This window comes from Acidipropionibacterium virtanenii (assembly GCF_003325455.1).
GTDB classification, from domain to species: Bacteria; Actinomycetota; Actinomycetes; order Propionibacteriales; family Propionibacteriaceae; genus Acidipropionibacterium; species Acidipropionibacterium virtanenii.
The window spans coordinates 535,231-549,677 of record NZ_CP025198.1 but is presented as its reverse complement, the minus strand read 5'-3'; the positions used below and the strand labels follow the sequence as shown (position 1 = coordinate 549,677).

General features: G+C 67.4%; 8 protein-coding genes and 1 CRISPR repeat array. Of the genes, 1 reads left to right on the top strand and 7 read right to left on the bottom strand.

The genetic code is table 11. From position 1 onward, the window contains the following. Positions 1 to 14 precede the first annotated feature (14 nt). The 7 genes from JS278_RS02420 to JS278_RS02390 all read right to left on the bottom strand — a co-directional run bounded on the left by JS278_RS02420 (position 15) and on the right by JS278_RS02390 (position 13,376). The gene (locus JS278_RS02420) at positions 15 to 1,052 is read right to left on the bottom strand and encodes a 2-hydroxyacid dehydrogenase (protein WP_114043802.1); all 1,038 of its coding nucleotides are present in this window, start codon (positions 1,050 to 1,052) and stop codon (positions 15 to 17) included. A 14-nt stretch (positions 1,053 to 1,066) separates the two neighbouring features. Then, on the bottom strand, positions 1,067 to 2,593 hold the full coding sequence (locus tag JS278_RS02415; RefSeq protein WP_114043801.1) for an FGGY-family carbohydrate kinase: 1,527 nt from the start codon (positions 2,591 to 2,593) through the stop codon (positions 1,067 to 1,069). Between the two features lie 34 nt (positions 2,594 to 2,627). Then, complete coding sequence (locus JS278_RS02410; protein WP_114043800.1) at positions 2,628 to 4,106, bottom strand: FGGY-family carbohydrate kinase; 1,479 nt, start codon at positions 4,104 to 4,106, stop codon at positions 2,628 to 2,630. Positions 4,107 to 4,179: 73 nt separating this feature from the next. Next, positions 4,180 to 5,115: a sugar-binding transcriptional regulator gene (locus JS278_RS02405; protein WP_114043799.1), complete on the bottom strand. Its 936-nt coding sequence runs from the start codon at positions 5,113 to 5,115 to the stop codon at positions 4,180 to 4,182. 604 nt (positions 5,116 to 5,719) lie between these two features. Next, positions 5,720 to 9,244: direct repeats of the CRISPR family, unit length 36 nt; unit sequence GTCGCTCCCCTTTACCGGGGAGCCCTTCGTTGAGGC. Positions 9,245 to 9,704: 460 nt separating this feature from the next. Next, entirely contained in the window at positions 9,705 to 11,003 is a 1,299-nt protein-coding gene (locus JS278_RS02400) for a M20/M25/M40 family metallo-hydrolase (RefSeq protein ID WP_114043798.1), read from the bottom strand. 37 nt (positions 11,004 to 11,040) lie between these two features. Continuing rightward, on the bottom strand, positions 11,041 to 12,414 hold the full coding sequence (locus tag JS278_RS02395) for a cytosine permease (protein WP_114043797.1): 1,374 nt from the start codon (positions 12,412 to 12,414) through the stop codon (positions 11,041 to 11,043). Positions 12,415 to 12,416: 2 nt separating this feature from the next. After that, on the bottom strand, positions 12,417 to 13,376 hold the full coding sequence (locus JS278_RS02390; protein WP_114043796.1) for a DUF1177 domain-containing protein: 960 nt from the start codon (positions 13,374 to 13,376) through the stop codon (positions 12,417 to 12,419). Between the two features lie 153 nt (positions 13,377 to 13,529). Here JS278_RS02390 and JS278_RS02385 point away from each other — a divergent pair, with 153 nt between their 5' ends. Further along, the gene (locus tag JS278_RS02385) at positions 13,530 to 14,351 is read left to right on the top strand and encodes an IclR family transcriptional regulator (RefSeq protein WP_114046069.1); all 822 of its coding nucleotides are present in this window, start codon (positions 13,530 to 13,532) and stop codon (positions 14,349 to 14,351) included. Positions 14,352 to 14,447: the final 96 nt, after the last annotated feature.

The following is a 14,447-nucleotide window of genomic DNA, read 5'->3' as shown; positions in this document are numbered from 1 at the left end:
GGGGCGGGCGGGGTTCAGCTGTCGAGCACCTCGGGATTGGCCAGGTGGACGGGTCGCTCGCCCCGGGCGAAGGCGGCGATGTCGGCGGCCCCGATCGAGGCGGCGAGTTCGGCGGCCTGTTTCGAGGCGCCGCCGATGTGGGGGGTCAGGACGAGCCTGGGCGCGGTAAGCAACCGGGACCCCTCCGGCAGCGGCTCGCTGGGCAGGCAGTCGAAGGCCGCGCCGTAGAGATGGCCCGACTCCAGCGCGTCGCAGGCGGCCTCGTAGTCCAGCAGGGAGCCGCGCGCGCAGTTCACCAGGACCGAGCCCTCCGGCATCGCCGCGATCTGGGGGGCCGCGATCATGTGGTGGTTCTCGGCGGTGACCCGGGCGTGGATCGTGACGATCCGGGATGCGACCAGCAGCTCCTCCATAGTGTCGACCAGCTCCATCCCCGGCCCCAGCCGCGACGGGTCGGCCCACGGGTCAAAGACGTGCACGCGGGCACCCATGGCCGCCATGATCGCCGCCACCCGCGATCCGACCGCCCCCAACCCGATGACGCCGACGTCGTTGCCGCGGATCTCCATGGCGACCCGGTCGTAGCGGTAGGCGTCGCCCTCCCAGGCCCCCGAGCGCATCAGCTCGTCGTGGGCAGGGATCTGCCGGACGGCGGCCATGATCATGGCCACAGTGTGCTCGGCGGTCGAGGTGGCGTTGCGCCCCGGGGCGAAGGTCACTGCGACGCCGTGGCGGGTCGCGGCCTCCAGGTTGACGTTGACCGGGCCACCCCGGCAGATCGTCACCTGCCGCAGGTGGGGACAGGCGTCCAGCACCCGCTCGGTCACCGGGAAGGCGTGGCTGAAGCACACCTGCTTGCCCTCCAGCGCCGCGATGAGCGCGTCGACGTCGCCGGCAGCCTCGTGGACCTCCTCGATGTCGGCCATCGGCGTGATCGGCCAGTCGGAGGAGATCGCCGAGATTCTGGCGTCGGGGAGCTCGGCGAGCAGGGCGCGTTCCAGCACCCTGGTGGTCTCGAAATGGTCGGTGGCCAGCAGCACGTCGAGTGCCATGTCCTGTTCTCCTGTCATGAGTCGTTCTCCCCGACCTGCTCGCGCAGCCCGCGCATCACCGGCCAGGCCGGCCGAATGGCCTCGCGGACGTGCAGGTAGACCGCCTTGGTGGCGCGGTAGACCAGGCCGCGGTCGGCGTCGGGCTCGAACCTCTCCACCGGGCAGGCCAGCGCCCGGGAGGCCTCCTCCAGGTCGGCGCACCGGCCGGCCGAGACCAGCGCCAGCACTGCGGCCCCGCGCGCCCCGGCCTCCGGGGCGTCCTGGCGCACCACCGTCTGGCCGGTGACGTCGGCGAGGATCTCGCAGACCAGGTCGGAGCGGAACCCGCCCCCGGAGACCACCAGGTTGCCTGTCATGTCGAGGGTCCGCACGCAGTCGGCCAGTGAGAAGGCCACCCCCTCGTAGACGCTGCGCAGCACGTCGTCGGGGGTCGTGGTGAGCGACATTCCCATCCAGGAGGCGCTGGCGGCGGTGTCGATGAAGGGCGCCCGCTCGCCGCCGGGGGAGGCGTAGGGCAGGTAGACGACGCCGTTGGCGCCGGGCCGCGAGGCCCTGGCCCGGCGCTCGATCTCGGCCCAGGACACTCCGGACAGGCCGAGGGTGTCGCGGATCCAGTCGAGGTTGGGGGTCCCGGTCATCGGCGCCATGAACTCCAGCACCTGACGCCCGCGCCCGGTGGCCAGCACCATCGAGTTCTGGGAGCGGCGGCGGTCCACCGAGGGCAGCAGGGTGCCGACGAAGCCGGTGGTGCCCAGGATGAGCCAGCCCTGCCCGTCGTCGACGGTCCCCAGACCCATACCAGTGACGGCGACGTCGATCATGCCCATGCCCACCGGGGTGCCGGCGGGAAGCCCCACCCGTGCGGCGGCCTGAGCGCTCAGCACCCCGCCGGGAGCGTCGGCGGCCCGCACCTCCGGCAGCAGGTCGACGAGCTCGCGCTGGCCCAGCTGCTCGGCCAGGTCGGTGGAGAAGCCCGAGACGTCGCGAACGTCCAGGTAGGAGCGGGACGCCTCGGTGTAGTCGGTGAGCCGCTCTCCGGTGAGCTTGAACCGGATCCAGTCCTTGCAGTTGAACTGGGTGGTGGCGCGCGCGGCCCGTTCGGGATCGTCCTCCAGCAGCTCCTCCATGAGCACCGGGAAGAGGCCGCCGAAGACGGTGGTGCCGGTGACCCCCAGCACCTTCGCGGCTCGTCCGTCGCGCATCCACTGGTTGACCCGCCGCCCGGCCCGGCCGTCCAGCCACGTGGCGGCGGGGCGAACGGGCTCCCCGGCGTCATCGATCAGCCATGCGCCGTCCCCCTGGCCGGTCAGTCCGACGGACACCACGACGTCGTCGGGCTCCAGGACGGCGGCGACGGCGCGGATGCAATCGGCCACCGCCTCCCAGATGAGGTTCATGTCCTGCTCGGCCTCGCCGTGGCGGCCGTACTGGACGGGGACGGACTCGTGGTGGCTGGTGATGATCTCGCCGTCGAGGTCGAAGGCCACGGCCTTGACGGCGGTCGTTCCTCCGTCGACACCGAGGACTACTTCTCTGCTCATATCTGCTCCTTCGCAGGTGGTTGGTGATGCCGGCTCAGACCTGCAGGTTGGCCAGGGCGTGCATGTAGTTGGCGGTGGCCGAGTACAGGCCCCGGTAGATCAGGAAGCACTCGTCGTAGAGTTCCTGGTTGCCCGGGTTCGGGGCGACCTCCCGGTCGATCTCGTTCCACCGGGTGGCGGTGTCGGCATGATCGGTGGCCATGGCAGCGAGCAGCGCGTCGCCGTAGGCCGCGCCGATCGTCACCTTCGGGATCTGCTGGGTGATGCCGATGATGTCGCTCATGATCTGGGGCCACAGTCCGCCAGTGGTGCCCCCGCCAACCGCGACGTATGTGCGGGCGTCGCAGCCGGCGTCGCGCATCGTCTCGAGCAGGTGCCGGGAGCCGTAGCCGGTGGCCTCCAGGGCCGATCTGTAGATCTCGGCGCGGCCGTGGGTCAGCGTCAGGCCGCACAGCAGGCCGCGGGCGTCCGGATCGGCGATGGGCGAGCGCTCCCCGGAGAAGTAGGGCAGGCAGATCAGACCGTTGGATCCGGGGAGGGCGTTGGCGGCCTCCTCGGTGAGTTCGGCGTAGCCGCCGCCGGTGAGGTCGCCCACCCACGTGGTGAGTGAACCGGTGGTGGACATCCCTCCCGACAGGTTCGTCGTGCCCTCCAGAAGTCCCGAGCACGACCACAGGTCGGGGCCGATCATGGCGCGGTCGGAGATATTGACCGCCACCATCGTCGAGCCGTACATGAGCATGCACTGCCCGGGCTCGGAGACCCCGACCGACAGGGCCTCGACGAAGGCGTCGACCGAGCCCACCGCGACCGGGGTGCCCTCGGGCAGCCCGGTGAGGGTGGCGGCGTCGGCGGTGAGGTGCCCCGCCACCTCGTTGGACCATTTCAGTTCGGGCATCTGGAGGCCGGGGGCGATCTGTTCCAGCCAGCCCGGCACCCAGTCGTGCGTGAACGGGGAGTACAGCGGGTCGCACATCGAGGCGGCCAGGTGGTCTAACACATAGGCGCCGGTGAGGTGGTAGACGCAGTAGGTGTGCGCCATGAAGTACATCTTCGTGCGTGCCCAGATGTCCGGCTCGTTGCGACGCAGCCACAGCACCTTGGGACCGGTGGACTGGGAGGTGAGGTTGTTACCGCAGGTCTGCAGGATGGAGTCGCGGCCCAGCCGGTCGGAGAGGTCCAGGATCTCGCGCGCCGAGCGGGTGTCGACGCCGTAGAGGATCGCCGGGCGCAGCGGGCGGCCGTGCTCGTCGGTGGGCAGGAGGACCGGCCCGATGCCGGAGATGGTGAGACCGGCCAGCGGGTGCCCATCGAGCCGGCCGGCGAACTCCTGGCAGATGCTGATGACGTCGGCCCACCAGATGTCGTCGGCGTCGTGCTCGGCATATCCGGGCTTCGGGAAGGAGGTGTCGTGCATCCGTCGCGTCTCCGCGACGACGGTGCCCCGGGTGTCGGCGAGGATTCCCTTGGTGGAGCCGGTGCCGATGTCGATTCCGATGACGTAGTCGTTCATGTCACGTCCTTGTGAGATGTGGGATTCGGGGAGGGTGGGATTCGGAGAGGGGTGCGGGGTCGGGGGTCGCAGGTCAGTCGAGCAGTGTCCGGGCGGTCCGGACGTCGGTGACCAGGCCGTTGAGGATTCCCCCTTTCAGTGCGGCTCGCAAGGGGTTGAGCTTGCGGGGGCCGTAGGCGATGCCGATGCGTCGTGGGATGGTGACGAGTTCGTTGAGGTCGATGCCGATCACCCGGGCGTCGACGTCGGAGGGGATCGCCCTGCCGGCGGCGTCGAAGTAGCGGGCGCAGACGTCTCCGACCGCGCCCTTGGCTAGGAGATCGGTGACGTCGTCGTCGGATATGAGGGAGGAGAGCAGGCTGTGCGGGCTTCCCGGTGCCCCGCCGACGCCGACAATCAGGGTGTCGGAACCACGGGTGATGTCCAGGGCCGCGGTGACGGAAGGGTCGGAGAGGAAGGCCCGGGCCGAGGCCGGGCTCCCGGCCAGCATCGGGGCGGGGTAGGAGCGTGATGTGCCACCGGCGTTGTGGGCCAGGACGGTGGCGAGCTCGTGGGGGGACATCCCGTCGCAGCTGCGTCCCCAGCTGCCTCCCAGCGGGATCACCGCCGGATGACGGTCGGCGGCCAGGGCCGGCATCTGCCGGGCGGCGGAGACCACCCCCCTCGACAGGCCCACGACGACGGTCGACGCCGTGGTGAGCAACTCGACCAGGGCCTGCCCGCCGGTGCGGGCGACAGCCGTTCCCGTCTTGGTTTCGGAGACCGAGGACGCCGACAGCCAACAGCGAGTGAGCCCGAAGCGCTCGGCGAGACGGCGCTCCTCGGCGATGAAGGGACGTTCCTCCCCGGTGGTGATGGTGATGGACACGACGCCGGTGCGGCGAGCCTCGGCGAGCATGCGGTTCACCTTGACGCGCTGGATGCCGAGCAGACCCGCGATCTCGCTCTGGGTGAGCTCGTCCTCGTAGTAGAGCCTGGCCACCTGGCCCAGCTGGAAGCTGGAAGTCATCGTCACCGCCTCATCACCGCTCCATCGCGCCGAACCGTTGGGTGCTGCGTCTGGGGACGATGCTAACCAGACGAACACAGAAGTACAAGTGTGTGTACATATGTACCTGTTGTCCGATCGAGGTCGCCCGGCGTACGCGAGGTAACCCTGCCAGCTGGCATCATCGCGACACCCGCGAGGTCAAGACCGGACCCAGTGAGGGGAAGCGCCACTGCGACGGCCCACGGCGCAAAGCGTGTAGGAAACCGGAAATGACACCCCTGCTTCCTACACGATCACGGCTGTCACAGCCAGGCTGGAGGCCGAGCCCCGGGTCCCGACCCAGATCAGCAGGTCTGAAGAAGACGGCTGACAACCGGGGTGTCACGTGGCTGGGTCACTCCCGCTACATCGTCGGAGACGGGTCGATGATCATCTGACCCCCCCGCGAGAGGTCCCCCGCTCCGCGGATTCCCGGTAACCACTCGCGCCTTCATCCGGCCTTGTCAGTGGATGGATGCCGGGAGTTCAGAAGCCACCGGGGTGCGCGGGCGGTGCAGCGCTACGATGGACTCTCGCGGAGGGGTGCTGGACTGCTTGTCAGGACCCGCTCCGCGAGACCGCTGTCGCTCCCCTTTACCGGGGAGCCCTTCGTTGAGGCGAAGACCGCTCAGGCGGACTTCCGTCTGAAGGCTGAGTCGCTCCCCTTTACCGGGGAGCCCTTCGTTGAGGCCGGCAGATCGAGGGCAACACCTCCAGCTCGTCCAGGTCGCTCCCCTTTACCGGGGAGCCCTTCGTTGAGGCGAGTCCGGGCTGGACCATCTGGTCGGCCGCGCCATCACGTCGCTCCCCTTTACCGGGGAGCCCTTCGTTGAGGCCCGGCCGGCGTCATCACCCCGAAGGCTGCCGCGAAGTCGCTCCCCTTTACCGGGGAGCCCTTCGTTGAGGCTGTTCCAGCAGACGAGCAGGTCCCCAACGGCTCGGGGGTCGCTCCCCTTTACCGGGGAGCCCTTCGTTGAGGCTGCCCCACTGACAAGAGCGGGAATCCGACTGGGCAGGTCGCTCCCCTTTACCGGGGAGCCCTTCGTTGAGGCTTCGTGTCCGATGATTACGAAATGGTGATCGATAGTCGCTCCCCTTTACCGGGGAGCCCTTCGTTGAGGCAAGTTCGCCTATCTCTGGTTTGCGAATCCGTTCCCGTCGCTCCCCTTTACCGGGGAGCCCTTCGTTGAGGCTGCGCCTTCCTCGCCTCCGAATTCGCGGCACGGCAGTGTCGCTCCCCTTTACCGGGGAGCCCTTCGTTGAGGCGGCGATACACCGGAAGAGCGGGTCGAGTGGCTGATGCGGGTCGCTCCCCTTTACCGGGGAGCCCTTCGTTGAGGCAAGCTCGGCCGGATTGTCGGCCGTGTCGCATTCGCTGTGTCGCTCCCCTTTACCGGGGAGCCCTTCGTTGAGGCGGCGATACACCGGAAGAGCGGGTCGAGTGGCTGATGCGGGTCGCTCCCCTTTACCGGGGAGCCCTTCGTTGAGGCAGGTTGAACACGGCCGGCTGATTGCCGCCGAGCATGTTGTCGCTCCCCTTTACCGGGGAGCCCTTCGTTGAGGCTCCGGGCTTCCGGCACGGCGGGTACACCGGCGATGGCGTCGCTCCCCTTTACCGGGGAGCCCTTCGTTGAGGCCCTGAAGGCATGGCATCCACTCCGAGAGGCACGACGGTCGCTCCCCTTTACCGGGGAGCCCTTCGTTGAGGCGGCGACGTCGAGGAGGCCGAGGGGATCGCACCGATGGCACGTCGCTCCCCTTTACCGGGGAGCCCTTCGTTGAGGCAGAGCCACCGAAAACCTTCACTTCGCATCGGGACGGTCGCTCCCCTTTACCGGGGAGCCCTTCGTTGAGGCCCGGACAAAGAATTTTCCACGTCTTCCAGGTGGAAGTCGCTCCCCTTTACCGGGGAGCCCTTCGTTGAGGCATTTAAGGGCCTTGGCCTTACCGGCGGAGGGATTCTCAAGTCGCTCCCCTTTACCGGGGAGCCCTTCGTTGAGGCTGATGGCACGCGACACCCGATGCCACGGCGACGATGATATCGCTCCCCTTTACCGGGGAGCCCTTCGTTGAGGCGTGCTGCGACTGTGGGACATCGTGACCGGCGCCACCGTCGCTCCCCTTTACCGGGGAGCCCTTCGTTGAGGCAAGAATCAATCGTGGCACGGCGTGGACCCGTGGATGTGTCGCTCCCCTTTACCGGGGAGCCCTTCGTTGAGGCTTGACGGCGGCTCCCCGGAAGTAGGGCATGTCCTCGAGTCGCTCCCCTTTACCGGGGAGCCCTTCGTTGAGGCCGCTCCCCCGGGCCGATGTTCCTGATGCTGATCAGGCGTCGCTCCCCTTTACCGGGGAGCCCTTCGTTGAGGCTTGCCAGCCTTGGCCGTGGTGGCTGTGGTACCGAGTCGCTCCCCTTTACCGGGGAGCCCTTCGTTGAGGCATGCCGACCACCAAGGACGGCCGACCGACCGGCCAAGTCGCTCCCCTTTACCGGGGAGCCCTTCGTTGAGGCCCGTTGAACATGGATTCGGTGTCCGCCTGCAACTGGGTCGCTCCCCTTTACCGGGGAGCCCTTCGTTGAGGCGTCTTGGCCATCCTCGACGAGGCATGCGGTATCCCGAGTCGCTCCCCTTTACCGGGGAGCCCTTCGTTGAGGCAGCAGGAGCTCGTTGTACACCTCCCCGGAGTCGAGTCGCTCCCCTTTACCGGGGAGCCCTTCGTTGAGGCAGGCGAGATGGTCGGGGATACTGTCGTGGGGCACCGGCGGTCGCTCCCCTTTACCGGGGAGCCCTTCGTTGAGGCTTCGTGTCCGTGTTGTCGTCATTGGCCCAGACGCGAGTCGCTCCCCTTTACCGGGGAGCCCTTCGTTGAGGCCAGCGACTGCATCGCCCGGAACGCCCACGTGTTCGAGTCGCTCCCCTTTACCGGGGAGCCCTTCGTTGAGGCGACGGCACCGACGGCTGCTGTGATTGTGGCTGGCCGTGTCGCTCCCCTTTACCGGGGAGCCCTTCGTTGAGGCCTTATGGGAGTCTGACATGTCCATGAATTACGGCTAAGGTCGCTCCCCTTTACCGGGGAGCCCTTCGTTGAGGCGAGGCTGTCATTCCCCCGGGTTCGCCGCCGCACCGGCCAGTCGCTCCCCTTTACCGGGGAGCCCTTCGTTGAGGCTTCGTCGATCGCTTCCTGTCGGGCACCATCGAGTCCGTCGCTCCCCTTTACCGGGGAGCCCTTCGTTGAGGCAGGACAGCACTCATCGGTGCATCCCTCCGAAGTAGTTGTCGCTCCCCTTTACCGGGGAGCCCTTCGTTGAGGCACCTATTCCTCCGGGGAGAATGCCGACGCGCCGAGGTCGCTCCCCTTTACCGGGGAGCCCTTCGTTGAGGCTCGAACGCTCCGCCGCCGGCCAGAACCGGGTTCCCGGTCGCTCCCCTTTACCGGGGAGCCCTTCGTTGAGGCACCCTGGGGCCCCCGGATGGAATCAATGGTGCCGTGCGTCGCTCCCCTTTACCGGGGAGCCCTTCGTTGAGGCTTCAACAAGAATCTTACATCTCACAGGCCCGCGCAGGAGGTCGCTCCCCTTTACCGGGGAGCCCTTCGTTGAGGCTGCTTGCCATACTCGTGCACAAACTCCAGAATATCGGGTCGCTCCCCTTTACCGGGGAGCCCTTCGTTGAGGCGGCCCCGGTTTCATGGAGGCTGTGCGCACCGGACGTCGCTCCCCTTTACCGGGGAGCCCTTCGTTGAGGCTGCGACACCGGCGGCTCGGCCGGTCACGTGGCCCTGTGTCGCTCCCCTTTGCCGGGGAGCCTTTCGTTGAGGCCCGTTCGCCAGCTCGGCCTTCATGTCCGCCTATGCAGTCGCTCCCCTTTGCCGGGGAGCCCTTCGTTGAGGCGTGCCGATGGCGGTGACCTCCGTGCCCACCGCCAGGTCGTCGCTCCCCCTTTACCGGGGAGCCCTTCGTTGAGGCCAGGGCCACACCATCGTCCGCGATGCCAACGGCGTCTTCGCTCCTCTTCATTGAGGAGCCCTTCGTTGAGGCCGGTGCCACTGCTCGATGGAGTGCTCCGCCATCTCGGTCGCTCCTCTTCATTGAGGAGCCCTTCGCTGAAGCTCTTGCCGAGTATCGTCTGTTGGTGACGTCGCTCCTCTCTATTGGGGGACCTTCATTGAGGCAGCTGACTGTTCATCGCGGACAGGGCCGTCACGATGTCTCGTTCCTCTCCGTTGAGGAACCCTTCGTCAAGGTCGCAAGGGCGGCGTGAAAATTGAAGCCACCAACTCCTGCTCTCGACGCCGTTCACGGATTCGTCATTCAACCTGACGTTGGTGTTCGGCGCCCCGTTCCTGGCCGTGGTGAGCCTCTGGTACTGGTTCCGGGTGCGTCCGCGCAAGCGGGCCGAGGAGGACACGGAGGACGAGGCCACCCCCGCCCCCTGATTGAGCACCGTCATATCGAGAAGCGTCCGCGCCGAGAGTTCCTGAGGCCGGCCCCCAGATGGGGCCGGCCTCAGGCCTGTCCTGGCTGACGCCTCGGCTACCGGGATGTCGAGCGCATATGCATCAGGCCCGCCTCAGCAGGTCTCCACGAGTCTGCCGATCACTCTGGATCCGAAGGTGAGGCCGTCCAGAGGCACCCGCTCGTTGGCGGCGTGGAACAGATGCGTGTAGTTGATGTCATTGGGCATCTTCAGCGCCTTGAATCCGTAGCCGTGGATTCCCAGCTCGGAGAAGGCCTTGGCGTCAGTGCCTCCGGCGTTGCAGTAGGGCGCGGTCGTCCCGTTCGGGTCCTCGGCGGTGATCGCGGCGACCATGGCATCGACGAGGGTGCCCTCGTACGGCGTCTCCATTCCGGTGTCCTCGTGGATGAACTCGCGGGTGACGCCCTCGGGCAGCAACGCGTCGATCTCGGCGAGGAGCGCGTCCTCCTGACCGGGCAGGAACCGGCCGTCGATGCTGGCCTCCGCCGTCCCGGGGATCACATTGGTCTGGTACCCGGCCACCAGCACCGTCGGGTTGGCGGAGTTGTGCGAGATGACGTCGAGCAGCTCGTGGCCGTCCACGCCGAGGCGGTCGATCGAGCCCTCAATGTCATCGTCGTCGAACTGCTGGCCCATCAGCTCGGCGTAGGTGTGCGCCAGGGTATGCACGGCGTCGATGAGGTGCGCGGGGAACTTGTGCTCCCCGATCGCCGCAACAGCCTGTGCCAGCCTCGTCACGGCGTTCTCGTCGTTCGGCGAGGAGCCGTGACCGGCCCGCCCGGTCGCCTTCAACCGCAACCACGCCTGACCGCGCTGGGCGGTCTCGATGGGGTACAGATTGCGGGTGTCGTCGATCGGGAAGGAGAACCCGCCGCCCTCGCCGATCGCCTCGGTGACTCCGTCGAACAGGTCCGGCCGGTTGTCGACCAGCCAGTGGCTGCCGAATGCGCCGCCGGCCTCCTCGTCGGCCAGGAAGGCGAACACCAGATCGCGCGGCGGCACGAATCCGCTGCGGGCGATCTCACGGGCCACCGACAGGTAGACCGCGGCGGTGTCCTTCATGTCGATTGCGCCGCGCCCCCACAGGAAGCCGTCGTGGATCTCACCGGCGAAGGGCGGATGCTCCCATTCGGCCGGGTCGGCCGGCACGACGTCGGTGTGGGCGTGCAGCATGAGCGCGCCACGACTGGCGTCCGATCCCTTGATCCGGGTGAAGACGGAGGCGCGCCCCGGCGCGGACTCGATCCGCTCGGTCTCCAGCCCGACCTCACGTAGCTTGCCTGCCACCCAGGTGGCGGCCTCGGCCTCGTCCGAGGTGGGGTTCGAGGAATCGATCCTGATGAGTTCCTGACAGAGGTCGACGACCTCGTTCTCAGCATTCCTGATATTCATGTTCGTCCTTTGATCTGTTCTTCGTGACGACGGCGTCCTACTCGGAGACGACGGTGCTCCCCGGCCGTGCGGCCTCCGGCGTCGCCGGCTCGGCGTCATCGATCTCGGCACCCGTCCTCTGGTCCATCCGGACCCATCCGGTGGGACGCACCAGGCCCACCGACCCGAGGATGCAGTAGAGGATCAGCGCGGTGCCCAGCGAGTTCAGCGTCGGGATGCCCCAGGGCACGAAGTAGCCGACGCAGAAGGCCACCGCCCACACCGCCAGCGAGGCAGGCACCCAGGTCGCGACGCGGTTCGGCATGACCTCGGCCTCACGGGTCTCATCGAGCGGGGCGCGCAGTCGCCGCATGAACCAGTACTCGGCGACGATGATGCCGCCGACCGGGGGGATGGCCACGCCGAGGACCGACAGGAAGTCCTTGAAGTGGTCGAGAAAACCGAGCGCCGACAGGATGGTACCGGCCACGCCGACGATGATGGTGACCAGGCCGCGCTGCACCTTCTTGTTGAAGACGTTCTGGATGAAGTTCACGATGCCCAGGGACGACGAGTACAGATTCCAGTCATTGACTTTCGCGGTGGCCAGGATGACGATGATCAGCCCGATGAACCCGGAGGATCCGAGCACGATGCTGGAGACATCGGCGCTTCCGGCCATGTGTCCCAGCAGCACGCCGGTCATCCCGACGATGTACTCCGAGAGAATCATCGAGCAGGAGGACTGGATGATGACGTGCCACGGCTTCTTGTTGAACCGGGTCATATCGGGGCTGGTGATGGCCCCGGTCATGTAGCCGCCGGCAATGATGGTCGCGGCCGCGGAAATGGTGATCGGCTCCCCGGCCACCGGACTGGTGAGCAGCTCGTGCATGGAGTGCTTGGACAGGGCCTGCCAGACGGAGAACCCGACCAGGCCGAAGAACAGCGGCACGGAGATCTTGGCCAACACCATCATGAATCGGAACCCGTACATCACCAGCAGGGTGATGGCCGCACCGGCGATCAGGCACCAGACCCATGCCGGTCCACCGGCCATCTCATGAAGAGAGTTGCCGAAAATGCCGTTCTGGACGCCGAACCAGCCGACCAGGCTCACGGCGATGACCAGGGAGACCAGGGCCGAGCCGTTGCGTCCGAAGCCCGCGAACCGGGTGAGCAGGGTCATGTTCATGCCCTCGCGCTGCCCGGCGGCGCCAATCGCGAAGATGACGACCTCCAGCACCACCGCGCCGAGAGTGAACGACAGGAAGGCGCCCTTGAGGGACATTCCCAGGCCGAGGGTGGCACCGAGCACGAACTGCGAGATCGAGCCGGACTGCGCCAGCCACTGGAGCAGCATCGACCAGAATCCGAATCGTCCCGAACGGGGGACTCTGGTGGTCGAGTTGTCATCCCTTCCGACTGCCATGATCAGTTCTCCTGTCCGAGGGTCTGGAAGCGGTCCATCGGACCGTAGAGGTGCTGGAGCCGGGCGAACTCGGCGTCGTCGCTGAAGGTCGTCCGCCCGGCGCCGAAGTCCTTGGCGACCTCGACGGCGAACCGGGCGGCCAGCGCGATGTCGGTCTCGTGACTGGCGCCGGTGGCGCATCCCGGGACGGCGGTGACGGTGGTGATCGCCAGACCCACGACGGGAGCCGGGGTGGCGGTGGCGGGCTGCAGTATCGAGTTCACGTGGAAGACGCCGTTACCGTAGGGCGTGATGTCCTGGAGGGTGATGGGGAAGGTGACAGCCGGTTCCCCGGAGACGATCTCCATCGTCCGCACCAGGGAGTCGCTGACCTTGAGGATGTAGCCCTGCCGGACGGTCGGCGACAGGGCGACGCCGCGATGGTTGATGAGCGCGTTGCCCTTGGTGGTGTCGATCGACAGCACGGCGTCCATCTCCGAATCCACCTCATTGGCGTTCATCGTGGCGATATCGACCGGAGAGTCCATGAACGACACGGGGTCGTGCGGGAGGGTCGGGGCGTCCGGGCAGACGTGGGTGGCGATCATGACGTCACCGTCGAGCCGGTCACCGCGGGCGTACATCGTCAGCAGCTTGGATGCCACAGACAGGGCGGCCGCGGCACCGTCGCCGTCCGACGTCATGCCGACCAGTTCGGGGCGCGCCCCGATTCCGCCGAGCCTTCCGACGACGCCAAGAGTCGGCGCCGTGCCGCCGGCCAGTTTGCCGGAAGTGCCCGGGACGAGGACGCGCACGAAATCCGTGTGCCCATGATCCCCCTGAACAGTCTGGACGCCGATCCGGGGAGCCGGGTCGCTGAGCTCGGCCGTGGCGACCACCGAGCGCAACAGGGAGGCGACGGACTCGCCACTGGCCGAGGGGTCGTCGAGGATGTCGATGATGTCGAGAACATTTCTGAGCATGTGGCCTCCACAGATGGCTGCGACTGGATGTCGGAGGGATGCTCGCCGGCCCGGTGCATCATGGACCGGAGTCGGTCGGGTCCGCCATCAGAGTCACTGGTAGATTTCGGCGGAGCAAAGGAGTTCTCAATAACGGAACGGGGATCTCGGATGATGAGACCGGGTTCAGAGTCCTCCGAAGCGGGGCCCGAGCCGCCACGCGCGTCGCCGCCCAGTGCCCTGCAGACCGCCGACCGCGCCCTGCAGATCCTCCTGATGTTCGACGACGCGCATCCGGAATGGGGAGTCACGGGGATCGCCCGGGAGTTCGGCATCACCAAGTCGATGGCCCACCGGTTGCTCGCCACCCTCACCGGCCGCGGGTTCCTGATGTCGGATCCGGACACCCGCCGGTACCGTCTCGGCCCTTCCACGCTGACCATGGGGCGGATGTGGGAACGCTGCGGGTCGATCCAGATGCTCGTCAATCCAATACTGCGCGAACTCAGCTCGCGCACCGGAACCTCCACGGTTCTCGCGCTGCCCGACCACTTCCACATGAGAACCGTGGCCGCCGTCGACGGCAGCTCCGGCCCGCTGCGCATGCAGCCGCTGATCGGCGAGCTCTACCCGGCGCACGCCGGCGCGACGTCGAAGGCCTACTACGCCTACCTGCCGGTCTCGCAGCGACGTCAACTGTTCATGGGCCAACCGGTCGCCAGATACACCGACCGGACGGTGACCGACCCCCTGGTCCTCGAGAACGAGTTCCTCGCCATCCGGGAGCGCGGATACGCGTTGACGACCGGCGAGTACGACGCCCATGTCGTGTGCATCGCTGTGATGGTAGCCGCCCAGGGCCGTCCCTACGGCAGCCTTTCGGCCGCCGGGCCGGTCGAGACGTTCACCGATCCGGAGCGCTTCGTCCCTGCGCTCCATCGGGCCGCGGCCAGTATCGAGGCCAGACTGTCACGCCGGACTCGCGCGAATCGTTGAATGCCCGTGCGTCCGGATCGGTCGAGAGCGGTCGACAGCAGTCGACACTGTGATGCTGTGGGGCGAGTTCAACCCACAACGTCACAGCGTCAGGGG

Excerpts from the sequence above, each read along its gene's own strand:
- JS278_RS02415 (WP_114043801.1), bottom strand. The coding sequence starts at position 2,593 with ATGAGCAGAGAAGTAGTCCTCGGTGTCGACGGAGGAACGACCGCCGTC.
- JS278_RS02400 (WP_114043798.1), bottom strand. The coding sequence starts at position 11,003 with ATGAATATCAGGAATGCTGAGAACGAGGTCGTCGACCTCTGTCAGGAA.
- JS278_RS02390 (WP_114043796.1), bottom strand. The coding sequence starts at position 13,376 with ATGCTCAGAAATGTTCTCGACATCATCGACATCCTCGACGACCCCTCG.
- JS278_RS02405 (WP_114043799.1), bottom strand. The coding sequence starts at position 5,115 with ATGACTTCCAGCTTCCAGCTGGGCCAGGTGGCCAGGCTCTACTACGAG.
- JS278_RS02420 (WP_114043802.1), bottom strand. The coding sequence starts at position 1,052 with ATGGCACTCGACGTGCTGCTGGCCACCGACCATTTCGAGACCACCAGG.
- JS278_RS02385 (WP_114046069.1), top strand. The coding sequence starts at position 13,530 with ATGAGACCGGGTTCAGAGTCCTCCGAAGCGGGGCCCGAGCCGCCACGC.
- JS278_RS02395 (WP_114043797.1), bottom strand. The coding sequence starts at position 12,414 with ATGGCAGTCGGAAGGGATGACAACTCGACCACCAGAGTCCCCCGTTCG.
- JS278_RS02410 (WP_114043800.1), bottom strand. The coding sequence starts at position 4,106 with ATGAACGACTACGTCATCGGAATCGACATCGGCACCGGCTCCACCAAG.